19 protein-coding genes and 1 pseudogene are annotated in these 23,330 nt (G+C 65.9%); 8 read left to right on the forward strand and 12 right to left on the reverse strand.

The window, feature by feature from the left end; genetic code table 11:
- On the forward strand, positions 1-1,097 hold a 1,097-nt coding region (locus H926_RS27010), incomplete at its 5' end, for an AarF/ABC1/UbiB kinase family protein (RefSeq protein WP_022676409.1).
- Here H926_RS27010 and H926_RS27015 read toward each other — a convergent pair.
- The 3 genes from H926_RS27015 to H926_RS0111390 all read right to left on the reverse strand — a co-directional run bounded on the left by H926_RS27015 (position 1,098) and on the right by H926_RS0111390 (position 7,479).
- Positions 1,098-2,711, reverse strand: a complete 1,614-nt coding sequence (locus H926_RS27015; RefSeq protein WP_231627498.1) for a mechanosensitive ion channel family protein — start codon at positions 2,709-2,711, stop codon at positions 1,098-1,100.
- Between the two features lie 93 nt (positions 2,712-2,804).
- Positions 2,805-4,607 (reverse strand): translation elongation factor 4, encoded by a 1,803-nt coding sequence (gene lepA, locus H926_RS0111385; RefSeq protein ID WP_022676411.1) that lies wholly within the window; start codon positions 4,605-4,607, stop codon positions 2,805-2,807.
- Positions 4,608-4,806: 199 nt separating this feature from the next.
- A complete protein-coding gene (locus H926_RS0111390) occupies positions 4,807-7,479 on the reverse strand; it encodes an EAL domain-containing protein (RefSeq protein ID WP_022676412.1) in 2,673 nt (890 codons plus the stop codon).
- Positions 7,480-7,674: 195 nt separating this feature from the next.
- On the opposite strand from H926_RS0111390, the gene H926_RS0111395 reads away from it, so the two are divergent.
- A complete protein-coding gene (locus H926_RS0111395) occupies positions 7,675-8,475 on the forward strand; it encodes an alpha/beta fold hydrolase (RefSeq protein WP_237741019.1) in 801 nt (266 codons plus the stop codon).
- A 17-nt stretch (positions 8,476-8,492) separates the two neighbouring features.
- Here the strand turns inward: H926_RS0111395 and H926_RS27020 are convergent, their stop codons facing one another.
- From H926_RS27020 to H926_RS0111430, 7 genes are all read right to left on the reverse strand, one after another.
- Positions 8,493-9,926: a globin-coupled sensor protein gene (locus H926_RS27020; RefSeq protein ID WP_022676414.1), complete on the reverse strand. Its 1,434-nt coding sequence runs from the start codon at positions 9,924-9,926 to the stop codon at positions 8,493-8,495.
- Between the two features lie 184 nt (positions 9,927-10,110).
- Entirely contained in the window at positions 10,111-11,229 is a 1,119-nt protein-coding gene (gene dnaN / locus H926_RS0111405; protein WP_022676415.1) for a DNA polymerase III subunit beta, read from the reverse strand.
- Positions 11,230-11,470: 241 nt separating this feature from the next.
- Positions 11,471-12,001 carry a hypothetical protein gene (locus H926_RS0111410; protein WP_022676416.1) on the reverse strand — a complete coding sequence of 177 codons (531 nt, stop codon included), beginning with the start codon at positions 11,999-12,001 and terminating at the stop codon, positions 11,471-11,473.
- A complete protein-coding gene (gene fabG, locus H926_RS0111415) occupies positions 12,001-12,765 on the reverse strand; it encodes a 3-oxoacyl-[acyl-carrier-protein] reductase (protein WP_022676417.1) in 765 nt (254 codons plus the stop codon). The genes H926_RS0111410 and fabG overlap by 1 nt, the downstream gene beginning before the upstream one ends.
- A 54-nt stretch (positions 12,766-12,819) precedes the next feature.
- A complete protein-coding gene (locus H926_RS0111420; protein WP_022676418.1) occupies positions 12,820-13,212 on the reverse strand; it encodes a GxxExxY protein in 393 nt (130 codons plus the stop codon).
- 61 nt (positions 13,213-13,273) lie between these two features.
- Complete coding sequence (gene fabD, locus H926_RS0111425) at positions 13,274-14,212, reverse strand: ACP S-malonyltransferase (RefSeq protein WP_022676419.1); 939 nt, start codon at positions 14,210-14,212, stop codon at positions 13,274-13,276.
- Between the two features lie 32 nt (positions 14,213-14,244).
- Positions 14,245-15,078: an LD-carboxypeptidase gene (locus H926_RS0111430; protein ID WP_022676420.1), complete on the reverse strand. Its 834-nt coding sequence runs from the start codon at positions 15,076-15,078 to the stop codon at positions 14,245-14,247.
- A 460-nt stretch (positions 15,079-15,538) separates the two neighbouring features.
- Here H926_RS0111430 and H926_RS0111435 point away from each other — a divergent pair, with 460 nt between their 5' ends.
- A complete protein-coding gene (locus H926_RS0111435) occupies positions 15,539-16,969 on the forward strand; it encodes a glutamate ligase domain-containing protein (RefSeq protein ID WP_022676421.1) in 1,431 nt (476 codons plus the stop codon).
- Positions 16,970-17,025: 56 nt separating this feature from the next.
- Here the strand turns inward: H926_RS0111435 and H926_RS0111440 are convergent, their stop codons facing one another.
- Positions 17,026-17,571: a GNAT family N-acetyltransferase gene (locus H926_RS0111440; RefSeq protein WP_043609171.1), complete on the reverse strand. Its 546-nt coding sequence runs from the start codon at positions 17,569-17,571 to the stop codon at positions 17,026-17,028.
- Between the two features lie 301 nt (positions 17,572-17,872).
- Between H926_RS0111440 and rpsA the strand changes: the two genes are divergently transcribed.
- The 5 genes from rpsA to H926_RS0111465 all read left to right on the forward strand — a co-directional run bounded on the left by rpsA (position 17,873) and on the right by H926_RS0111465 (position 22,803).
- Positions 17,873-19,573, forward strand: a complete 1,701-nt coding sequence (gene rpsA / locus H926_RS0111445; protein ID WP_022676423.1) for a 30S ribosomal protein S1 — start codon at positions 17,873-17,875, stop codon at positions 19,571-19,573.
- Positions 19,574-19,852: 279 nt separating this feature from the next.
- Complete coding sequence (locus tag H926_RS0111450) at positions 19,853-20,431, forward strand: biliverdin-producing heme oxygenase (protein WP_022676424.1); 579 nt, start codon at positions 19,853-19,855, stop codon at positions 20,429-20,431.
- A gap of 86 nt (positions 20,432-20,517) precedes the next feature.
- A complete protein-coding gene (gloB, locus tag H926_RS0111455; RefSeq protein ID WP_022676425.1) occupies positions 20,518-21,279 on the forward strand; it encodes a hydroxyacylglutathione hydrolase in 762 nt (253 codons plus the stop codon).
- A gap of 28 nt (positions 21,280-21,307) precedes the next feature.
- Entirely contained in the window at positions 21,308-22,333 is a 1,026-nt protein-coding gene (locus H926_RS0111460) for a LacI family DNA-binding transcriptional regulator (protein ID WP_022676426.1), read from the forward strand.
- A gap of 8 nt (positions 22,334-22,341) precedes the next feature.
- Positions 22,342-22,803 carry an Lrp/AsnC family transcriptional regulator gene (locus H926_RS0111465; protein ID WP_022676427.1) on the forward strand — a complete coding sequence of 154 codons (462 nt, stop codon included), beginning with the start codon at positions 22,342-22,344 and terminating at the stop codon, positions 22,801-22,803.
- 101 nt (positions 22,804-22,904) lie between these two features.
- Here the strand turns inward: H926_RS0111465 and H926_RS30825 are convergent.
- Positions 22,905-23,330 (reverse strand): annotated as a pseudogene (locus H926_RS30825) (MFS transporter); the annotation flags it as partial.

Consider the following 23,330-nt stretch of genomic DNA (forward strand, 5'->3'; position numbering starts at 1 on the left):
CCGATGGCACCCCGGTCGCCGTCAAGATCCGCCGGCCCGGCATCACTGGCCCTATGCTGGCGGACCTGCGCCTGATCGCGGGTGCCGCTGCCCTCGCCGAGCGCACCAATGCCCAGGCGCGGCAGTTGCGCGCCGGGGCGATGGCGGCGGAACTCGCCGATGCGCTGCGCCAGGAACTCGATTTCACCGTGGAAGGACGCAACGCCGATCGGCTGCGCGCCGATTTTGCACGCAATCCGCGCGTGGTCGTGCCCACGATCCATTGGCCGGTCAGCAGCGAAAGCGTGCTGGTGATGGATTTCGTTGCTGGCGTTGCCCCCACCAGCGGACAGGCCTTGCGCGACGCCGGTATCGATCCGGCGAGCATTGCCGCGCTGGGTGCCGACGTGGTGCTGGACATGGTCCTGATCAATGGCCGCTTCCACGGCGATCCGCACCCCGGCAACCTGCGCTGCCTGCGCGGCAATGCCATTGCGCTGCTCGACCTTGGCCTGGTTGGCCAGGTATCGCCCCGCCGGCGCGAGGAGTTCATCCGCTTTACCCAGGCGCTCGTCGCGCGCGACGATGCCGCCATGGCCGACGTTCTCACCACCTGGGATGAAAGCGGCAGCGCGTCGGCATCAGCCGTGGCCGCCGCGGCGCGCCGCCTGGTCGAAACCCACGGCGGCGAGAGCCTGCGCCTGGCGCCAATGGTTGCCGATTTCCTGCCCTTGCTGCGCGACACCGGCATCGTCATGCCATCAGACCTGCTGCTGATCTTCAAGGCGCTGGTCACGATCGACGGCGTGCTCAGCCGCATCGAACCCGGGTTTGAACTGTCGGCCGCGCTGCGCCGATCTACCCTGCGCCTGGTTGCCGCGCGGCTGTCGCCCGATCACTGGCAACCGATCCTGCGCGCGCTGGGGCTGGAACTGGCCCATCTCGGCAATGACGCACCGCGCCTGTTGCGCGCCGGGGTGCAGCGCTTGACCGAGCCACCGGCGCCGATCGAACCAGCCCCGCAATGGGCCGCCCTGGTCCGTCCGCTTACGCGCGCGATCTGGGGTGCGGGGGTGCTGGTCGCCGTGGCTGTGGTGGCATCCCGCCTGATCGGGTGATCACGCCGCGCTCGGCGGCACTTCGGCAGCAGGCAACGGCATGCCGCCCTGTACCATGACCGAGCGTGTCGGCTGCGCCAGCACGATGCCGGCGGCCTCGAACTGCTCCATGATCGTCAGCAGCACATCCTGCCGCACCGCCATCGCCGCGTTGTAATCCGGCCCCGCCAGGTAAGACCACACGTCGATGGTCAGCGCCGTGTCGGCAAAGTTGGTGAACGTGGCGCGCACGCCATCGTTGAGCACGCCATCGTGATCGAGCAGCGTCTGGCGCACGATGTCCACCGCCTCGCGCACCTTGGCGACCGGCAGGCCATAGGCGATGCCGATCGTGGGATTGAACAGGAAGCGGTCGCGCGTGGCAAAGTTCTCGATCTGCCGCGCGGCAAAATCGCCGTTGGGAATGGTGACCAAGGTGCGGTCGTTGGTGCGGATGCGCGTGGAACGGATGCCCACGTCTTCCACCGTGCCCGAAACATCGCCAACCTTGCAGAAATCCCCGACCTGCACCGGCTGATCGGCAATGACCGTGACACTGCCGACCAGGTTCTCGACCGTCTTTTGCGCGCCCAGCGCCAAGGCGATGCCGCCAATGCCCAGCGCCGCAATACCTGTAGTAACATTGATACCAAACGTATCAAGAACACCCACCACCGTGAAGGCCAGCAGCAACAGCTTGGCCCCGCGCCGCAGTAGGTTGACCACCGAGATCACTTGGCGCCGCTGGTGATGGCGCAGGCGCCGAGTTGCCAGTTCGGCAATGGCATCGATCAGGCGCAGCGCAAACCACACCAGCGCCACCAGGCCCACCGTGCCGCCATAGCGCAGCAGCGTTTGCCGGGCGACGATGGCCACGGGCAGGCGGTTGGCCCACATGAAGAAGATCATGATCGACAGAAACAGGCTGAGCGGTGGCAAGGCCGCTGCCAGGAAGCGATAGACCGCGCTATCCTGGAACTGCGGGATCAACCGCCGCACCACCAGCAGGATCAGCGCGGCCAGCAAACGAAACGCGGCAAAACTGGCCGCCGCCAGGCCCAGCAGCAGCGCCCAATCGCCGATCGGCGCACCGCCGACCATCCAGCTATCCGGGTTGGTGCTCGCCACCGGTGCGTCGCGCGGCACGTCGGCTTTGGCCAAAATCTGCAAGGTTTCAGGGGCAACACGCCAGACCACCACCTGGCCCTGCTGGCTGCTGGCCAGCAAGACCGGCACCTTTTGATCGCCCACGCGCATCGTGCCGACCTGCTCGCGGTTGAACGGCAGATCGTCGTTCAGATCCCCCACGGCATCGTTCGACAGGGCGCCAAACGCGCGCAGCGCACCACCCTTGTCGAGCAGCACCTGCAACCGCCGCGCCAATTCTTCGGCGCCGTTGGCCAGGCGCGGATTGTCCAGCCGCACCGACATGAAATGTGCCGCACGTTCGTAATCGCGGCCAGCCAGCGCCTGGATCAGGCCAGCTACCGCTGATCGCGGGGTTTCGCGCCCATACGGGTCACTGGGTGCGGCCGGGCTAGACGCTGCCGCTGGCGTCAACTGCGCGTGGGCCAGCGGCGCCACGCCCAGCAGCAGCGCCATCAGGGCAAATCGGAACAGGCGAACGATGAGCAAAGGGCCTCCGGTATTGCTGCAGGAGCGAACGCTCCCACCCAACGTAACCGGACAGCGCGCGGTTCGGTTCCCCGGCCCGCGGCAGATACGCCCCTATTCCTCGCCCATGCGCAGCGCGGCGATGAAGGCTTCCTGCGGAATCTGCACGTTGCCGTATTCGCGCATGCGCTTCTTGCCTTCCTTCTGCTTTTCCAGAAGCTTCTTCTTGCGGCTGATATCACCGCCATAGCACTTGGCGGTCACGTCCTTGCGCATCGCGGCAATGGTTTCGCGCGCAATCACCTTGGCGCCGATCGCCGCCTGGATCGGAATCTTGAACAGATGGCGCGGGATCAGGTCCTTCAACCGCTCACACAGCCCGCGCCCGCGCGCATCGGCCTGGCTGCGGTGCACGATCATGCTCAAGGCGTCGACCGGCTCGTTGTTGACCAGGATGTTCATCTTGACGAGGTCACCCTCGCGCAGGCCAATCTGTTCATAGTCAAAGCTGGCATAGCCACGGCTGATCGACTTGAGGCGATCATAGAAATCGAACACCACTTCGTTGAGCGGCAGTTCATAGTTCACCTGCGCGCGCCCGCCGACATAGGTCAGCCCGGTCTGGATGCCGCGGCGATCCTGGCACAGCTTGAGGATCGAACCGAGGTATTCATCGGGCGTATAGATCGTCGCCTTGATCCACGGCTCTTCCATGGTGTCGATCTTCACAACATCGGGCATGTCGGCCGGGTTGTGCAGTTCCATGTGCGAGCCATCGGTCATGGTCAGACGATAGACCACCGACGGCGCCGTGGTGATGAGGTCGAGATCGTATTCGCGGCTCAGGCGCTCCTGGATGATTTCCAGGTGCAACAGGCCCAGGAACCCGCAGCGGAAACCAAAGCCCAGCGCCGCGCTGGTTTCCATTTCAAAGCTGAACGAGGCATCGTTCAGCCGCAGCTTGCCGATCGAATCGCGCAGCTTTTCAAAATCGGCGGCATCGACCGGGAACAGCCCGCAGAACACCACCGGCTGCACTTCCTTGAAGCCCGGCAGCGCTTCGCTGGCGCCACCCTTGACCGTGGTGATCGTGTCACCGACGCGGGCCTGCGCCACTTCCTTGATCTGCGCGGTGATAAAGCCGATCTCGCCCGGCCCCAGTTCGGCCAGTTGCTCGATCTTAGGCCGCATGCAGCCCACGCGGTCGATCAGGTGTTCGGTCCCGCCGGCCATGAACTTGACCTGCAAGCCCTTCTTGATCACCCCGTCGATCACGCGCACCAGGATGACCACGCCGAGATAGGGGTCGTACCAGGAATCGACCAGCATGGCCTTCAACGGCGCATTGCGATCGCCGCCCGGCGGGGGAATGCGCGCCACCACGGCATCGAGCACTTCCTCGATGCCGATGCCGGCCTTGGCGCTCGCCAGCACGGCCTGGCTGGCGTCGATCCCGATCACTTCCTCGATCTCGTGCTTCACCTTTTCCGGCTCGGCGGCGGGAAGATCGATCTTGTTGATCACCGGCACGATCTCGTGGTCGTGCTCGATCGACTGATAGACGTTGGCCAGGGTCTGCGCTTCCACGCCCTGGGCTGCGTCCACCACCAAGAGCGCGCCTTCGCAGGCCGCCAGGCTGCGGCTGACTTCATAGGCGAAGTCGACGTGGCCGGGCGTGTCCATCAGGTTGAGCTGATAGGTCTGCCCATCCTTGCCCTTGTAATCCAGGCGCACGGTCTGCGCCTTGATAGTGATCCCGCGCTCGCGCTCGATATCCATGTTGTCCAGCACTTGCGCGGTCATCTCGCGCTCGGCCAGGCCGCCCGTATATTGGATCAGGCGGTCGGCCAGGGTGGACTTGCCATGGTCGATGTGGGCAATGATGGAAAAATTGCGGATCAGCGCGAGGTCGGTCATGCGCCGCCGTTAGCAGGCCCATTGCGCGCTGTCATCAGGCGCGATGGGCAGTTTCGGCGGGGGTTTTCAGGTTGGCCAACACGCCCTCCCCCAGCCCCTCCCGCACGCGGGAGGGGAGCAAGAACTAAGCGGAAGAGTGCAAGCCGCTAAAGCCCCTCCCGCCTGCGGGAGGGGTTTGGGGAGGGCATGTTCAGCCCCCTCACCCCACCTTGCGCTGCAAGGGCCGCTCCAGCACCGGCGCCAACGCGGGCGTGCGCACCTGGACCACGGCAATGCGGCCATCGTCATCGGCCTTGAGCGGGGCGGCAAATTCCACGCCCATGCGATCGTCGTTGCTCCACCGGCACGTACCCGTCACCACGTGGCCATCAGCGAGCTGGATGCGGAACACGGTGCCTTCCGGCACATTCCACAGCCCCTCGATCAGGGCGCCGGTCATCGAGATGTTGCGCACCATGCCGTTGTATTTGTGCCCTGCGTTTTCCAGCACGACCTTGCGCAGCATCGACTGGCGGCTGGCACGGGCCGAGCGCGGCCCCTGGGCCACGGCCACCAGCCCAGTCGAAAGCCGCGCCGCGGCGTTGACCGCCGAAAGCGGCCGCTCATAAATATAGCCCTGCACATGGCTGCACCCGAGCATGCGCACCAGGTCCAGCTCGTCCAGCGTTTCCACGCCCTCTGCCGTGGTTTCCATGCCCAGCGCCTCGGCCAGGCTGACGATCGAGGCGATGATCGCGCCGTTGCGGCTGCCCGGCTGGGTCGCCCCGCGCACGAACGACTGGTCGATCTTGATCTTGTCGAACGGGGCAGAGCGCAGATAGCCCAGCGAGGAATAGCCGGTGCCGAAATCGTCGAGCGCCAGGCGCACGCCGATCGATTTCAACTGCTTGAACATCTGGTCGGTGCCCTCGTCGTTGTTGAGGAACACGCTTTCGGTGATTTCCAGCTCCAGCCGTTCAGGCTCCACCCCGGCGTGGGCCAGGGCAGAGGTAACGATCGTGGGCAGCGCCGGATTGGCAAACTGCAGGGGCGAGACGTTGACCGCCACGCGCACGTCCTGCGGCCACTGCGCCAGGTCCTGGCAGGCAGTACGCAGCGCCCATTCGCCGATCGCGGCGATCAGCCCGGTATCTTCGGCAATGGGAATGAACTTGGCCGGCGAAATGAAACCGTGCTGAGGATGGTGCCAGCGCAGCAGGGCTTCAAACCCGGTGATCCGCTCGGTCGCGGTCTGCACCACCGGCTGGTAATACAGCTCCAGCCCGCCATGGGCCACCGCATCGCGCAGTTCCTCTTCCAGTTGGCGCCGCTCCTCGGCATCGCTGTGCAGGTCTGCGGCATAGAAGTGATAGCGGCCGCGCCCGCCGTCCTTGGCGGCATAGAGCGCCAGATCGGCGTTGCGAATCAGCGCCTCGCTGGTCACGCCATCATCGGGGGCAATGGCAATGCCCACCGATGCGCCGATCATCACGCGGTTGCCGTCGATGGCATAGGGCGCGGAAAGCTGTTCGATCACCTGGTTGGCAAGGTAGGCCAGATGGTCGCGCTCGATCTTGCCGGGCATGATCACCTGGAACTCGTCGCCGCCCAGGCGCCCGACGCGGCCGACATTGCCGATCACGCCTTCCAGCCGCTGCGCCACCTGCTTGAGCAGCGCATCGCCGGCCGGATGGCCCAGCGTATCGTTCACCTGCTTGAACCGGTCGAGATCGAGCAGAAACACCGCGCAGGCACGGTGCTGCACCTGCGGCGCTACCAGGATCTTTTCCAGCGTCTGCGACATGCGCAGGCGATTCGACAGGCCCGTCAGCGAATCGAATTGCGCCAGGCGCGAAGCATGCTCGGCCGAGCGGCGCTTTTCGGTCAGGTCGGTGCCCGAGCCGCGAAAGCCCTGGAAATTGTTGAAGGTGTCATAGGTCGGGCGGCCATTGATCTGCCACCAGCGCTCTTCCATGTCGGTTGCCGCGCGCACGGCCAGTTCGGAAAAACTCGACCGCGCCGAAAGATGAAACGCCAGCGTGCGTTCACCCTCGCCGGCCTGGTCGGCCAGGTTGAACAGTTCGGGAAACGGCCGGCCGATCAGTTCTTCCACGCCGCGCCCTAGGATCTGGGCGACCGGGCGCGAAAGATAGGTGATCTGGCCACGCCGATCGGTTTCCCAGAACCAGCCTTGGCCGGTTTCCTCGTAATCGGCCAGAATCTCCTGCGCGCGGGTCTGGATGCGCGTTTCGATTTCCATCTGCTCGCGCGCGCGCGCTTCGATTTCGCGCTGGCGGAAATAGGCCGCCACCGCCACGGCCAGGCCAATACCCAGCGTGACCAGCCCGCCCAGGCGGTTGGCCGCACAGGCCACCCCGGCCCAGATCGCCACTTGCGCCACCAGCACGCTGGCCAGTTGCCCGCTTTCGAACACGGTGGCGAGCAGCGACACGGTGACCAGCAGGGCCAGCCCCTGCAACCACGGCACGGCGCCGATCTCGGCCCAGTGGCCCACCGCCGCGCCAAACAGGAACATCGGCATGCCCACGGCCAGCGCCATCAGCAGCATGCGCGGCGCGGTACCGACGATTCCGGCGTTTTCCACCCGCACCGCCAGCGCGCCGAGCAACGCCAGCATGACCGCGGTGATTCCCACCGACACCACGATGCCATCGGGAATCACCCCGTTAAGCAGCGCCAGCCCGGCAAGGCCCACCGCCATCGGCGCTGCGATCTGCGGCCATTCGCGCGCGATCAAACGGTTGGCCATCCGCGGGTTTGGCGCGTGGCTGGCCGGCACGCGTTCGCGCCGCCGCTGCGTGCGTGCAAAGTCACGGCGCTCCTCGCCCCGCGCTTCGATTTCGATCTGCTCTGCCCCGGATACGTCTGCCATGGTTACCCGCATGCCCGAACGGCTTTGAAAAACCGTTAAGCAGGCCTGACGAAGCGACACGAAATCTGCCCACTTTTACCTCCGTAATGAACCTGCTAGGCGGCATGCCGGACGTGGGTGGGACTTTATCAGGGCGAACGTTGGCGGGATTGCCGGCGCACAGGCGCCATGCACCCGGCAGGAGATGACGGGATCGTGGCGAGTTTTACCGCTGATTTTTCGATGGTTGGCGTTGCTGGCCGGCGCCTGCGCCTTGGCCAGTGGCATGTCGGCGCCCAAGGTGCGCGTCCGCTGGTGCTGCTGGGCGGCATCGGCATGAACATGGAGCTGCTCGAACCGGTGGTTCGCGCCCTGCCCTGCCGCCGGATCATCAGTTTCGATATGCCGGGCATCGGCAAGTCACCCGATCCGATCATTCCCTATACCATGCCGTGCATCGCGCTCACGCTGGCCGCGCTGCTCGATCGCCTGCATCTCGATGCGGTAGACGTGCTGGGCATCAGCTGGGGCGGCGCCGTGGCGCAGCAGTTCGCGTTCCAGCATCGCGCTCGCATCGGCCGGCTGGCGCTGGCGGCCACGGCCGCCGGGGCCGCGATGGTGCCCGGCAATCCCGCGATCATGAGCCACATGGCAGATCCGCGCGAATATACCGTGGCGCGCACCCTGCAGCGCAACCTTGCCTCGCTGTACAATGGCGGGGGCCACCAGGCCGTGTCGCTCAATGCGGCCATGCCGCCCTCGCCGGTCGGCTGGGCTTGCCAGTTGGCCGCTTTTTCCACCTGGAGCAGCGCACCGTTCCTGCCGCTGCTGGCCCTGCCCACGCTGGTCATGCATGACGAGGAAGACCAGCTGATCCCGCCGGCCAATGCCCAGTTCCTGCACGGCGCCATCCCCGGCAGCCAGCTTGAAATGTTCAAGGGCGGCGGGCACTTGTTCATGCTCGCCGATCCCGAAGGCTTTGCCGCCACGCTGCGCGGATTTCTCGACGCGGCGTGACGGGCCTCTGCGCCGCGTCAGGCCGCGCGCCGCGTCGCCTTGGCCTGGTGTGGCACCAGGCCTTCCACGCGGAAATGGCCCACGAGATCGGCCATGCGATCGGCCTCTCCAGCCAGGCTGCGTGATGCCGCCGTCGCTTCTTCCACCATGGCCGCATTCTGTTGGGTCATCAGGTCCAGTTCGTTGACCGTGGCCTGAATCTGCCGGATATTCGCGGCCTGTGCCCTGGCGCCCTCGGCAATGTTGCTGGCCACGTCGGCAATCGCGCCCACCCGGCTGACGATCCGCTCGAACGTCTCGCCAGTCTGGTCCACCAGCGTCACGCCGCGTTCCACCTGGACAGAGCTTTCGCCGATCAGCTTCTTGATATCGAGCGCCGCCTCGGCCGATCGCTGCGCCAGCGCGCGCACTTCGTTGGCCACCACGGCAAAACCGCGCCCGGCATCACCCGCGCGCGCCGCTTCCACCCCGGCGTTGAGCGCCAGGAGGTTGGTCTGAAAAGCGATGCCATCGATCACCGCGATGATCTTGCCGATCTCGGCGGCAGAGCGGTGAATGTCGTTCATCGCCTGCACCGCTTCTTCCAGCACGCCGCCGCCCTGACGCGCGTCACCATGGGCGTCCTGCACCGCCGAATGCAGCTGGGTCGCTTCTTCGGCCGTCTTGCCCACCGTGCCCGCCAGCGTGGTGATCGAGGCCGAGGCTTCTTCGAGCGAGGCTGCCTGCTGCTCCGTCCGCCGGGCAAGATCGTCCGAAGCCTCGCGAATTTCCTTGGCGCCGGTGTCGACCGCGCGCGAAGTCTGCGAAACCGCGCCCAGCGCGCCGCTCACCTTCTTGCGCATGGTTTCCAGGTCCGCTTCCAGCGCGGCATAGGCTTCGGGCAGGCCGGTCAACGCCACGGTAAAATCGCCCTCGGTCATCTTGCGCACGGTATGGCCCACCTGGGTAACCACCGCCTGGCGCTTGGCATCTTCCGCCTGGAAATAGGCAGACAGCGCCACTTCCATATCGAGCAGCGCCATCTTCACCAGCGTGGCCACGGCCTTGGCGCGGCGGCTGCCCAGCTTGCCCAGGCCGCGCCCCAGAAACCGCACGATCACCTCGTCCAGCACCGAGGCATAGGCACCGATATACCAGCCCGGCTCCAGCCCGATTCGCGCGTGAACATCCCCGATGCGCTGGGCGCGTTCGGCATAGGCCATGCCGGGCGTGCCGCTGAACATGCTGCCCCAATGCTCGATCTGCTTGTCCCGGGCATGGGACATGGCGGCGCGCGAAGGGAAGAAGCGCGCCGTTTCCGGCGTCAAGGCAATGCGATCATACAGCCGTTCCAGCGCCGGCGGAGCCAGGCCGTCCATGGCGCCGGCAATCTGGCCAAACCGGGCCACGTCATCACTGCTGATGTTGAAGAACGTCAGCTTGCGGTCAACGTCCTGCTGGGTAAGCGCCATGGGATCTACCTGTCTAACTCCGATGCGACAGGCATAGGCGCAGGGCGATCAAGACCGCTGAAAAGGCATATAGGGATTTGCCCGAGGTGCCGGCAGCCGCCCGCGTTGCCGAAACGCGAAAGGGGCGCGATCAGCCTGGCCGATCGCGCCCCTTTGGTATGTTGCCGGGCTGGCTTGCCCCGCGTCAGACGCGCATCGGCATCAGCACGTAGAGCGCGGGCGACTTGTCATCCTTGCGGATCAGCGTCGGCGCGCCGGCATCGGCCAGGTGCAGCTCCACCGTGTCGCCGTCGATCTGGCTGAGGATGTCCTTGAGATAGTTGGCGTTGAAGCCGATCTCGAAGCCTTGCGCGGTGTAGTCTGCCGGCAGTTCTTCAGCCGCGGTGCCGTTGTCCGGGCTGGTGACCGACAGCGTCACGCGGTCGGTTTCCAGCGCCATCTTCACCGCGCGGGTCTTTTCGGTGGCGATCGTCGCCACACGGTCCACGCCTTCATAGAAGCTGCGCGGATCAAGCTTGAGCAGCTTGTCGTTGGCGGTGGGGATCACGCGGCTGTAATCGGGGAACGTGCCGTCGATCAGCTTGCTGGTCAGCACCACGCCGTGTTCGCCGCCCAGGGTAAAGCGCACCTTGCTGGCTGACAGATCGAGCAGCACGTTGGTATCGAGCACTTCTTCCAGCAGCTTGCGCAGCTCGCCCACGCATTTGCGCGGCACGATCACGTCGGGCATGCCCTCGGCGCCTTCGGGGCGCGTCAGCGTGTAGCGGGCCAGGCGGTGGCCATCGGTGGCGGCCGCTTTGAGCACTTCATCGGCCACGTGGAAGAAAATCCCGTTGAGGTAGTAACGGGTTTCCTCGGTGGAGATGGCAAAGCGGGTGCGGTCGATCAGTTCGGCCAGCACGCGCGCGGGAATTTCAAAGCTGGTCGGCAGATCGCCTTCGACGATCACCGGGAAATCGTCGCGCGGCAGCGTGGGCAGCTGGAAACGGCTGCGCCCGGCCTTGACCACCATGCGGTTGTCGGTGGTTTCCAGGCTCACTTGCGAGCCATCGGGCAGCTTGCGCGCGATGTCGAACAGCAGGTGCGCCGAAACCGTGATCGCGCCTGCGCCTTCCACCGAAACCGCCGGCATCGATTCCACGATCTGCAGATCAAGGTCCGTGGCCATCAGGCGCACCGAATTGTCGGCCGAAGCCTCGATCAGCACGTTCGACAGGATGGGAATGGTGTTGCGGCGTTCGACAACCGACTGGACGTGGGACAGGCAGCGCAGAAGAGTCGCGCGTTCAATGGTCGCCTTCATTCTCGTCTCGATCCCCAGTCTCGTAACCCGGCTGCTTCAGAACCGATCTGAAACAGGCCGGACTGGACGGACAGGCGCCGTCCGGGTTGGCTGCACACCAGAAGGCCATGGAATCACAGCCAGCAGCGTTGCGTTTCGGACCACCTTTCTTAGCGTGGAGTGCCCCTTGGGCAAGGCTCCCCTTGCATGGCCCAAGTGAAACTGTGCATAAATGACCCGAAAACTCGAAAAAAATGCCGTTTCAGTCCAGATCGCGTTGCCCATCGAACATCAGGGCGGTGGCAACGATCCAGCCGGTGATCAATTGCCAGCCCTGCGCGGTCACGCTGGCCGGGGGCTTGCCCGCCTTGTCCAGCGCCTCGCTCACGATGCGCAGATCGCCCGGCGTCACCTTGTCGGCCGGGTTGTTGGTATTGCCCGGCCCGATATCCAGCGCCCGGTCGATCAGCGCCGAGGCGATGCCCAGCGCCGCCAGGCGGCCATCGAGCGCATCGCGCCCCATGCGCCCCCAGGTATAGCTGAAATAGGCATCGCGCTGCTTGTCGTTCAGCAACTGGTCGGCCGCGCAGGCATCGGTGATCGCGCGCAGATCGGCCTGCGTGGCATTGGCCGCGGGGGTGCCGGGCGTCAGGATGGCATCGGCCACCTTCTGGTCGAGCCCCTCGGGCGCGGCCTTGATCGCGCAGGCCAGCGTTTCGGGCGGGCGCGCCACGGCCGCTGCCGGCATCGCCAGCCCAGCCGCTACCACGGCCAGCGCCCACCCGCAGCGCATCAGGCGAACATCGCCATGCCGCCGTTAACGTGCAGCGTCTGCCCGGTGACGTAACCGGCTTCCTTGCTGGCAAGATAGGCCACTGCCGCGCCGATATCCTGGCCTTCGCCCATGCGGCCCATCGGAATGCGGCCGTTGAGCGCATCCTTCTGCGCGTCGGGCAAAACATCGGTCATCGCAGTGCGGATGAAGCCGGGCGCCACGCAGTTGACCGTGACGTTGCGGGTGGCCAGTTCCTGCGCCAGGCTCTTGGACATGCCTACCAGGCCAGCCTTGGCTGCGGCATAGTTCACCTGGCCGGGGTTGCCGGTGGCGCCGACCACGCTGGTGACCGAAATGATCCGGCCAAAACGCGCTTTCATCATCGGCTTGGTGGCACTGCGCATCAGGCGGAACGCGGCTTCCAGGTTCACGCGGATCACCGCGTCCCATTCCTCGTCCTTCATCCGCATCGTCAGATTGTCGCGCGTGATGCCGGCGTTGTTGACCAGGATGTCGATCTTGCCCAGCGTATCGAGCGCGGCAGGCACCAGCTTTTCCACTTGTTCGGCGTTAGACAGATCGCAGGTCACTTCCACATGGTCGTGGCCATAGGTTTCGTTCAGCTCTTCGCGAAACGCGCGCAGCTTGGCCGGGTTCGTCCCCGAAAGCGCCAGCCGCGCCCCCTGGCGGGCCAGCGCATGGCTGATCGCCGAACCGATACCACCAGCCGCGCCGGTAACCAGGGCAGTCATGCCGGTCAGGTCAAAAAGACGGTTTTCCATAATCTTGGCTCCGATTTCAATAGTTCGCGCGGAGGCGCGGAGGCGCAGAGAAGGTCAGGACTGAGGGCTATAGCCATTGACCAGCCGCCGGATACCTTCCTTCATCGTTTCGCCCGAAAAATTCAGCAACAAGCCAACCGGCAGTTTCATCAAGCGCAGATACGTCAGCACCTGCTTGGCATGTGCCGGACTGAGTTTCTCCACGGACTTGATCTCCACGATCAACCTGTCTTCGATAATCAGATCGGCCCGAAAAGCTGCCGGAAAGCGCATTCCATCGAATTCGATATCGACCGGCTTTTGCCGGTCGACCTTGTATCCACGTCGTTCCAACGCAGCGGCAAGCACGACTTCATAAACGCTTTCCAACAGTCCGGGACCGAGTTCCTTGTGAATGCGCATCGCTGCATCGACCACGGCGCCGCTGATGGAGTCGATTGCCGTCATGCACTTCCCCTCCGCGCCTCTGCGCCTCTGCGCGATTCATTTTGCCTGATCTGCTTGGCTCTCAGAGATCCTTGGCCAGGGCTTCGATGTCGGCCATGGTGATCACGCTGGTGACGGAGAGATCGGCCCCGGCCGAGCGGGTGATCATCGGTGCCAGCACCTTGCCACCCAGTTCGACGAACGCCTCCACGCCGGCGTCCTTCATCGCGATCGCGCTTTCGCGCCAGCGCACGCGGCCGGTGACTTGCTCTACCAGCAGTTGCTGCACCTGCGCCGGATCAGTGACGATCGCGGCGGTCACGTTGGCGAACAGCGGCACGCGAAAGGCCTGGGGCGGCGTGGCGGCCAGCGCCTGGGCCATGGCATCGGCGGCCGGCTGCATCAGCGGGCAGTGGAACGGGGCAGACACCGGCAGCAGCACGCCGCGCTTGATGCCATGCTCCTTGACCAGCGCCACCGCGCGCTCGATCGCGCCCTTGTGCCCGGAAAGCACGACCTGCGTGGGATCATTGTCGTTGGCCACAGTGCAGACTTCACCCTGCGCGGCTGCTTCGGCCAGCGCGGTGGCCTTGTCGATATCGGCGCCGAGCAGCGCGCACATCGCGCCTTCGCCCACCGGCACGGCGGCCTGCATCGATTGCCCGCGCAGCTTGAGCAGGCGGGCGGTATCGGCCAGCGAAAACGCCCCGGCGGCGCACAGCGCGGTGTATTCGCCCAGGCTGTGCCCGGCCACGAAATCGGCCTTGTCGGCCAGCTGGATGCCGCCTTCCTTTTGCAGCACGCGCAGCACGGCGATGGCATGCGCCATGATCGCGGGCTGGGCATTTTCCGTCAGGGTCAGCGCATCATCGGGGCCCTGGGTCATGATCTGGAACAGCTTCTGGCCGAGCGCGTCGTCCACTTCCTCGAACACTTCGCGCGCGGCGGTGCTGGCGGCGGCAAGCTCGGCGCCCATGCCCACCTTCTGGCTGCCCTGCCCCGGAAAAACGAATGCCCGCATTGATCGATGCCTCCTGAAAACTGGCGCGCGCCCTATTGGCCCGGCGGGGTTCCTGCAAGCCCGAACGGCACGATGCGATTATCGCCATCATGCCCGATATCCGCGCGGCCGAGGTAAGGCAGGCCTGTACGCGCGCACCAATGCCGCGCCATATCCTCCACCCCGATGCCAAAAGGTCTATCGTTTTCAGGCACCTGCGTCACACGGCCAAGCCGCAGGCCGGCCACCTTCATGGACGCCAGCCCGGCACTGACATGAAACAGCAGGCGATCGACGGCATAATCGTATTCGCTCACTTCTTCCACCATCACCACATGCCCGGCCAGATCAGGCATGACCGGCGTGCCCATGATCATTGATAGGGTCATGAGGTTGAACGCCACCACCGGCGTTGCCGCCGGGATCGTCGGCTCCAGCCCGATGGCGTCCCCCGCCAGCCAGGCGAGCGTGCGGCGCACCGCCGCCTCGCCGCCATCGCGCCGCACATCGGCCGGCATCGGCGCATGGACCGGGCGGCCCACTTTGGCGCGATAGAGCGCGGCGAGCATCACCCCGCCATCCGAATAGCCGAGATAGGCCTTGTTCTGCGCCGCCGGTGCCAGGAGGCCCATGGCATCCTGCGCGATCCGCCCCGCGCCATAGCCGCCGCGCGCAAACCACACCGCGTCAAACCCGGGATCATTGGCACATTCGACAAATGCGTTCAGACGCTGCTGGTCGGTTCCGGCAAAATGGCCACTTTGCGCAAAGCATTGTTCGTGAAAGTGGATATCGAGGCCGGCCCGCTCGGCCACCAGAGCGGCAACCCGCCCGGCATCGGCGCGATCGAACGGGGCGGACGGGGCACAGACGGCAATGCGCAACATAGGCGCGGTGTTATCGCCTGCGCGGGGGTTCGTCCATCACACATGGTTAGCGAAACCTTGCCCAAATACTTAGGACGCGATTTTCGGGAAAGGTTTCCGCTCCAGCCGCGTTAGGTGGCATGACGGGGCCGAACGGGCACCCTGGCAAGCCAGCTGGCCTGCCGGGCGTGGGCCGCTCCGGTGCTGTCACACCTTGCGCCTTTGACCGCATCGCGGACCAGGCGTCGGGCGAAACGGGCTTGGCCGAACCGATGCCGACGCTTGCCGTGGCACTGGCTCCGACCTTGCCCTCGCGCCCACAAGCCTGGCCCGGAAAAGAGCCTGGCCGAACCCTGCGCCCCGTGCGCCCGGCTCCGGCCAGCCTTTTCATCCCTGCGCTGCTGCGGCCAGACGCGGCAGCGGGGCAAACCTGTCGCAGCGATCTTGCCACGCCCCCTGATTGCTGTAGTGCCCTGTGCCCATGGCCCACACTGCACCTGCGCCAGATGGCGCGCTAACTGCCCATCCCTGGTTCTTTTGCGGCATCGGCGGATCGGGCATGCTGCCCCTGGCGCTGATCCTCAAGGGTGCGGGCGCGCAGGTCGCAGGGTCTGATCGCAGCCGCGACCAGGGCCGCACGCCCGAAAAGTTCGCCTGGCTGGAAAGTCTGGGCTTTGCCCTGTTCCCGCAAGACGGCAGCGGCATCACCTCGGCCGACCAGGCGCTCGTTGCCTCGGCCGCAGTGGAAGATACCGTGCCCGAAGTGGTGCGCGCCCGCGACCTCGGCTGCCCGCGCTTCACCCGCGCGCAATTGCTCGCCCGCCTGTTCAACGCCGCGCCGATCGGCATTGCCGTGGGCGGCACCAGCGGAAAGTCCACCGTCACCGGCATGATCGGCTGGATACTCACGGCCTTGGGCCGCGATCCCACGATCATGAATGGCGCGGTGATGAAGAACTTTGCCACGCCCGACGCGCCCTTTGCCTCGGCCCGCGTGGGCCAGGGCGGGCTGTTCGTTTCGGAAGTCGATGAAAGCGACGGCTCGATCGCGCTCTATCGGCCGCAGATCGCCGTGCTCAACAACGTCAGTCTCGATCACAAGAGTCTGGAAGAACTGCGTGATTTGTTTGGCAATTTCCTCGCCATGGCAAGCACGGCGGTGATCAATGCCGATGACGCGGAAAGCATGGCCCTGGCCCACCGCGCGCGGGCCACGGTCACCTTCGGCTTTGCCGATACCGCGATGATCGGGGTCGTGCCCGCCAGCGTGGTGGAAAGCCCGACCCGCATTGCCGCCACGGTGATCGACCGGCGCAGTGGCGCGCAGCACGATATCACGCTGGCCGTTCCGGGCCGGCACAACCTGGCCAATGCCCTGGCCGCTCTGGCCGCAGCCGATGCGGCGGGCCTGCCGCTGGGCGAGGCCGTGGCGGCCCTGAGCGGTTATGCCGGTCTCGCCCGCCGGTTCGACATTGTCGGCACCAGCGCCAGCGGCGTGACGGTGATTGATGATTTTGGCCACAACCCGGAAAAGGTTGCCGCCACCCTCGCAACGCTCAAGGCCCATCCCGGCCGCGTGCTCGCGCTGTTCCAGCCGCACGGCTATGGCCCGCTGCGCCAGATGGGCGCGGAACTGGCGCAAGTGCTGGCCACGCGTTTGAACGCCGAGGATCGCGTGATCCTGACCGACCCGGTCTATTTCGGCGGCACGGTGGATCGCACGCAAGGGTCTGAACGCATCGTCGGCCTGGTCAACGCGCACGGCGGCCAGGCCGAACACGTGGCGGAGCGCGCCGATGCCGGTCAGCGGCTGGCGGCCCTCGCCCGTCCGGGAGACCGGATCGTGATCATGGGCGCGCGCGACGATACGCTGTCCGCCTTTGCCCGCGACGTGCTGGCCAGCCTTACCTGATCGCATGGACCGGCGCGTGCCCCTCCTCAGCCAGGCCGGGGGGCACGCGCCACATCTTACCCCAGCCGCTTTTCCAGCATGACAAGGTGCGGATCGCCCTCAACACCATGGGCGATGAAGCCATAGTCCTTTTCCAGGTCGATCGCGGCCTGGTTGGCACGGTCCTCAATCGCGATCACGCGGTCCAGCCCGCGCCGTTCGCCTTCGTGGGCCAAGAGGTCGAGCATCGCCCAGCCCACGCCCTGCCCGCGAAAATCGCCGCGCACCGAAACCGCCACTTCACCGGTTTCCATCGCCGCATCGCAGGCCAGCATGCCCGAAGCCACCAGATCGCCGCTCGCCTGGTCAAACGCCAGGAAGCTTTCGGTGCGCCAATGGTCCACCCGGGTCAGCGGCAACAGGCGCTGGTGATCGAGATGGCCGGCAGCCGCGAGAAAGCGAAAGCGGCGGTCTTCGGGCAGCACGGCATCGAAAAACGCGGCCAGCGCATCTTCGTCTTCGGCAAAGGCCTGCCGCACGCTCAAGGTCACGCCGTGGCGGGTGACAACGGTGGCGGCGCGGGCCAGGGCAGCCATGGGGGGCGGTGTTTGGGTGGCAGTCATTGCGGCAACTCCCGTCGTGCGGATTGGATGGGCAATCCCTAGTCTGCCCGCACGCCGATGACCTTGACCTTGCGCAAAGCGGGCATTTGCAAAACACGCGGTTTTGCTTGCATTTCACTGGGGGCAGGCCTAAGCGCGCCAGGTTCTTTCCCGAGAGGGACAAGAATGCCTGCGCGGGCATCCGGCCCGCATGGGCGGATCGGCCCTTTTGGCCCATCATCCTGCATGGGGCAGGTGATGGAGAAAAGACCGGCGGACCCAACCGCCTGGCCGGAAACATCGATACCAAGGAAGACTTTTCATGTCGACCAACCCGACGCGCGACGATTTCGCCGCGCTGCTTGACGAATCGCTGGGCGCAGGCGCCAGCGGTGGCTTTGAAGGCCGCGTCGTCAAGGGCACCGTTACCGCCATCGAAAACGACAAGGCCGTCATCGACGTGGGCCTGAAGAGCGAAGGCCGCGTGGCCCTGCGCGAATTCGCCGCCCCCGGCCAGCCGCACGGCCTCAAGGTCGGCGACGAAGTCGAAGTGTTCGTCGACCGCGTCGAGAACGCCGAAGGCGAAGCCATGCTCAGCCGCGACCGCGCCCGCCGCGAAGCCGCCTGGGACAAGCTCGAATCCGAATTCGGCGAAGGCAAGCGCGTTGAAGGCGTGATCTTCGGCCGCGTGAAGGGTGGCTTCACCGTCGACCTCGACGGCGCCGTGGCCTTCCTGCCCGGCAGCCAGGTTGACATCCGCCCCGTGCGCGACGTGACCCCGCTGATGGACATGCCGCAGCCGTTCCAGATCCTCAAGATGGATCGCCGCCGTGGCAACATCGTCGTGTCGCGCCGCGCCGTTCTGGAAGAAACCCGCGCTGAACAGCGTTCGGGCCTGATCCAGAACCTCAAGGAAGGCCAGATCATCGACGGCGTCGTCAAGAACATCACCGACTACGGTGCGTTCGTTGACCTCGGCGGCATCGACGGCCTGCTCCATGTCACCGACATGAGCTACAAGCGCGTCAACCACCCGAGCGAAGTGATCGCCATCGGCGACACCGTGCGCGTCCAGATCATCCGCATCAACCAGGACACGCAGCGCATCTCGCTGGGCATGAAGCAGCTGGAAAGCGATCCGTGGGATGGCGTTGCCGCCAAGTACCCGGTTGGCGCCAAGCTGCGCGGCACCGTCACCAACATCACCGAATACGGCGCCTTCGTGGAGCTGGAACCGGGCATCGAAGGCCTGGTCCACGTTTCGGAAATGTCCTGGACCAAGAAGAACGTCCACCCCGGCAAGATCGTTTCGACGAGCCAGGAAGTCGACGTCATGGTTCTGGAAGTCGACAGCGACAAGCGCCGCATCAGCCTCGGCCTCAAGCAGGCGCAGCAGAACCCCTGGGAAGGCTTTGCCGAAAAGCACCCGGTCGGTTCGATCGTCGAAGGCGAAGTCAAGAACGCCACCGAATTCGGTCTGTTCATCGGCCTGGATGGCGACGTGGACGGCATGGTTCACATGTCCGACATCGCCTGGGGCATCTCGGGTGAAGACGCGCTGGCCCTCCACCGCAAGGGTGAGCAGGTCAAGGCCGTGGTCCTCGACGTTGACGTCGACAAGGAGCGCATCTCGCTCGGCATGAAGCAGCTCGAAAAGGGCGCTCCGGCTGCTGGCGGCGTTGCCACCTCGGGCTCGCTGCGTCGCGGCGAAGTCGTCACCGTCACTGTCCTCGAAGTCCGCGATGGCGGCCTCGAAGTGCAGGCTGGCGAAGACGGCGCGACCGGCTTCATCAAGCGTTCGGACCTGGGCCGCGATCGTGACGAACAGCGTCCCGACCGCTTCCAGGTTGGCCAGAAGATCGATGCCATGGTCACCGGCTTCGACCGTTCCAAGAAGCCCAACTTCTCGATCAAGGCCCGTCAGCTGGCCGAAGAAAAGGAAGCGGTGGAACAGTACGGTTCGTCGGACTCGGGCGCTTCGCTCGGCGACATCCTCGGCGAAGCCCTCAAGGCTCGCGGCTGATCCCGGCCTGGCGGGGGCCATGCGGCCCCTGCCAACCGAGAAACCGAAAAGGCCCGCCTGGCACCACGCCGGGCGGGTTTTTTCATGCGGTGGCGTTTTCCAGGCGCTCGGCCTACATTCGATGCGTCATCCCATGGGCACCCCGCATTCCGTTCGCCCTGAGCTTGTCGAAGGGCTGTTTACACGTCAGCGCTGCGCCTCGCGTCCTTCGACAAGCTCAGGACGAGCGGAGCATGGCGCAAAAACATCCCACCTAGATCTCGAGAATTGGCCACGCGCATGCCCTCACCCACCCAGCCCCATCCCGGCCGCGCCCAGCGCCTGCGCGAGGCGACGCGCGATGTGCATGCGGCGCTGGATGCGGCGCTGATGGCGCGGGAAAGTTTTGCCAGCCGCGAAGGCTATGCCAGCTTCCTGGCGATGCAGCTGGGCTTTCACCGCACGGTCGCCCCGCTTTATGCCGATGCCGCGCTGCAGGCTGCCCTGCCCGGCCTGGCACAACGCTGCCGGCTGCCGCTGGTCATCCAGGACATGGCCGATCTGGGCCTTGATGCGCCCTCCCCTCCACTGCCGGCCCCGCCGCAGCCCAAGCTCGGCGCCGCGCTGGGATGGCTCTATGTGGCCGAAGGATCGAACCTGGGCGCGGCAGTGCTGCGCAAGCTGGTCATACGCATCGGCCTCTCCGACACATTCGGCGCCCGCCACCTGGCGCCGTGGGGCGATGGACCGGCCGCGCATTGGCGCGATTTTACCGACGCGCTCGATGCCGTGCCGCTTGATGCCGGGCAGGAAGCCGAGGCGATTGCCGGGGCGCGCCAGGCCTTTGCCCATGTCGCGCGGCTGGCCCGCATCGACTGAGCAGTGTCACCACGCCGGTTAACCGCCGTTTGCCGTCTTTTGCTTTGCAGCATTTCCGCTATGAGGGAACGCGAGGAGCGAGGGCGATGATCGAAGTTCACCAGTTTCCCTGCCTGTCTGACAACTATGGCTACCTCGTGCATGACAGCGCGAGCGGCGAAACCGTGTGCATCGATACCCCCGATGCCGATCGCTACCTGGCCGAGGCAGCTGCGCGCGGCTGGCAGATCACGCAGATCTGGAACACCCACTGGCATGCCGATCATGCCGGCGGCAACGCGGCGATCAAGGCCGCCACTGGCTGCACGATCAGCGCGCCGGCGCAGGAAACCACCAAGATCGCGGGCGTCGACCGCGCCGTCGATGGCGGCGACACCGTGCGCCTGGGCGATCATGTGGTGCAGGTGCTGGCCGTGGGTGGGCACACGCTGGGCCATGTCGCCTATCACCTGCCCGATGCCGGCCTGGCCTTTGTCGGTGACGCGCTGTTCGCGCTGGGCTGCGGGCGCATGTTCGAAGGCCCCCCGCCGCAGTTCTGGGCCAGCCTTGCCCGCCTCAAGGCGCTGCCGGCCGAAACGTTGGTTTACTGCGCCCACGAATATACCGCCAGCAACGCCCGCTTTGCCGTGCATGCCGATCCCGACAATGCCGCGCTGGCCGACTATGCGCAGGACGTCACGGCGCGGCGCGCGCAGGGCCTGCCAACCGTGCCCACGCCGCTGGCGCGCGAGCTGGCCACCAACCCCTTCCTGCGCGCAGACGATCCCGTCCTGCAATCCCGCTGGGGCGGCGGCGATGCCGTTGCCACCTTTGCCGCCCTGCGCGCGGCCAAGGACAGCTTCCGCTGACCGTTGCACGCGAAAGAGACCTTGATCCATGGCCGAAAAGCGCCTCACCCGTGTAACCAGTTTCGACGTTGCCGAAGCGGCCGGCGTCAGCCAGTCCACCGTCAGCCGCGCGCTGGCCGGTGACCCGTCGATCAGCGCGCCGACCCGCCAGCGGGTGATGGAAGCGGCGCGCAAGCTCAACTATCAGGTGGACGAGAACGCCGCGCGCCTGCGCCGGGGCAAGACCGGCACGCTGGCCGTGGTCATGGTCTGCCGCCCGGGGCAGGATCGCAAGGATCTCAATCCCTTCTACTATGCCCTGCTGGGCAGCACCTGCGCCGCCGCCGCCGCGCGCGGGTTCGAGGTGCTGGTGGCGTTTCAGGACAGCCCGGAAAATTTCTGGGGCCATTACCAGGAACGCCGCAAGGCCGACGGCATGATCGTGATCGGCACCAGCGAAAACACCGCAGCGTGGGACTATTTCGGCGCCCTGCCGCAGGGCAGCCACTGGGTGTGCTGGGGCGCGACGCAGGACGATTTCCCCTGGGTGCGCAGTGACAACCACGCCGGGGCAACGCTGGCCACGCGCCACATGCTGGTGCGCGGCTATCGCCATATCGTGTGCCTGGGTTCGGAAACCTCGCCACAGCGGCAGTTCAAGGAACGCTATGACGGCTATGCCGCGGCGATGGAAAGCGCCGGGCTGGAACCAGTGCTCCAGCGCATCGAGCGTGGCCTGCCGCGCGAAGAGCAAGGCCGCCGCGCTGCCGTGGCCTTGATCGAAAGCGGCCGCCCGTTCGATGCGATCTTTGGCGTCAGCGACGAGATTGCGCTGGGCGCGCTCAAGGAACTGGCCGGGCGCGGGCTGGTCGTGCCCGATCAGATCGGCATCGTCGGGTTCGATGGCGTGCGTGCCGGTGCCTGGTCCACCCCGCCGCTCACCACCGTGGAATCCGATTTCGAAGTGGCCGGCTCGCTGCTGGTCGATCGCCTGCTGGCGATGATTTCGGGCGAGACGGCGACGGCGCGGCGCGTGCCGGTGCGCCTGGTCGTGCGCGGCTCAACCCGGCCCTGAGCAGCCCGATGACAGGGCCGTCGCCGCTTGATCGCATCGACCTCAGGATCGTGGAAGAGCTGCGTGTCGACGGGCGGCTGAGCATCAACGAACTCGCGCGCCGCGTGGGCTTGAGCAAGACGCCATGCCAGGCCCGGCTCAAGCGGCTGATGGCCGATGGGGTGATCCGTGGCTTTCGCGCCGTGGTCGATCCGCACAAGCTGGGCCTGGCGCATATCGCGTTTACCCAGGTGAAGCTGTCAGACACCCGCGAAAAGGCGCTCGACGCGTTCCGCCGCGCCGTCCTCCAGGTGGAGGAGGTGGAGGAATGCCACATGATCGCCAGCCATTTCGATTATCTGCTGAAAATCCGCACGGCCGATATCCTGGCCTATCGCCGCGTGCTGGGAGAGCGGATTTCGAGCCTGCCCAACGTGGCGAGCACATCAACCTATGTGGCGATGGAAACGATCATCGAGCACGGCGCTTAGGAAAAAGCGGGACCCCGGGTCGAGCCCGGGGTGACGTACATTCTTGACCTGTTGGACTTTTCGTCACCCCGGACTTGATCCGGGGTCCCGCTTCTGCGCCATCACGCCAGCACCGCATCCCCAGCCACCGCGCGCGGCACTGGCCGCCGCGCGAGGGCCACCACCAGCGCCACGGCTAGGCCGATCAGAGCCTGCCCGGCAAAATTGGGCACGAAGCTGCCCATCGTATCGTGCAGGTGGCCGCCGATGCTGGGCCCGATCGCGGCCGAGGTGGAAACCACGGTCATCACCGAATAAAGCTCCAGCGCGGCGCGCCCGCCGAACCAGCCGCGCAGCAACAGGGCCGTGCCCACGGTCGAAACCCCGATGCCGATGCCGAACGTCACCGCGAAAAAGCCCAGCGCGGCAGTGCCCAGCGGCAGGATCAGCGCGAGCGAGGAAAATGCCGATCCCACCAGCGCCACAACAGTAAGTGCGCGGGCATCGACCCGCTGACCGGCAAAACCGGCAAGCGCCGCTGCCACGGC

Source organism: Novosphingobium sp. B-7 (assembly GCF_000410615.1).
In the GTDB taxonomy this organism is placed as follows: Bacteria; Pseudomonadota; Alphaproteobacteria; order Sphingomonadales; family Sphingomonadaceae; genus Novosphingobium; species Novosphingobium capsulatum.

Excerpts from the sequence above, each read along its gene's own strand:
- rpsA (WP_022676423.1), top strand. The coding sequence starts at position 17,873 with ATGTCGACCAACCCGACGCGCGACGATTTCGCCGCGCTGCTTGACGAA.
- H926_RS0111460 (WP_022676426.1), top strand. The coding sequence starts at position 21,308 with ATGGCCGAAAAGCGCCTCACCCGTGTAACCAGTTTCGACGTTGCCGAA.
- H926_RS0111440 (WP_043609171.1), bottom strand. The coding sequence starts at position 17,571 with ATGACTGCCACCCAAACACCGCCCCCCATGGCTGCCCTGGCCCGCGCC.
- H926_RS0111410 (WP_022676416.1), bottom strand. The coding sequence starts at position 12,001 with ATGCGCTGCGGGTGGGCGCTGGCCGTGGTAGCGGCTGGGCTGGCGATG.
- H926_RS0111435 (WP_022676421.1), top strand. The coding sequence starts at position 15,539 with ATGGCCCACACTGCACCTGCGCCAGATGGCGCGCTAACTGCCCATCCC.
- gloB (WP_022676425.1), top strand. The coding sequence starts at position 20,518 with ATGATCGAAGTTCACCAGTTTCCCTGCCTGTCTGACAACTATGGCTAC.
- H926_RS0111430 (WP_022676420.1), bottom strand. The coding sequence starts at position 15,078 with ATGTTGCGCATTGCCGTCTGTGCCCCGTCCGCCCCGTTCGATCGCGCC.
- H926_RS0111420 (WP_022676418.1), bottom strand. The coding sequence starts at position 13,212 with ATGACGGCAATCGACTCCATCAGCGGCGCCGTGGTCGATGCAGCGATG.
- H926_RS27020 (WP_022676414.1), bottom strand. The coding sequence starts at position 9,926 with ATGGCGCTTACCCAGCAGGACGTTGACCGCAAGCTGACGTTCTTCAAC.
- lepA (WP_022676411.1), bottom strand. The coding sequence starts at position 4,607 with ATGACCGACCTCGCGCTGATCCGCAATTTTTCCATCATTGCCCACATC.
- H926_RS0111465 (WP_022676427.1), top strand. The coding sequence starts at position 22,342 with ATGACAGGGCCGTCGCCGCTTGATCGCATCGACCTCAGGATCGTGGAA.
- H926_RS0111450 (WP_022676424.1), top strand. The coding sequence starts at position 19,853 with ATGCCCTCACCCACCCAGCCCCATCCCGGCCGCGCCCAGCGCCTGCGC.
- dnaN (WP_022676415.1), bottom strand. The coding sequence starts at position 11,229 with ATGAAGGCGACCATTGAACGCGCGACTCTTCTGCGCTGCCTGTCCCAC.
- fabG (WP_022676417.1), bottom strand. The coding sequence starts at position 12,765 with ATGGAAAACCGTCTTTTTGACCTGACCGGCATGACTGCCCTGGTTACC.
- H926_RS0111390 (WP_022676412.1), bottom strand. The coding sequence starts at position 7,479 with ATGGCAGACGTATCCGGGGCAGAGCAGATCGAAATCGAAGCGCGGGGC.
- fabD (WP_022676419.1), bottom strand. The coding sequence starts at position 14,212 with ATGCGGGCATTCGTTTTTCCGGGGCAGGGCAGCCAGAAGGTGGGCATG.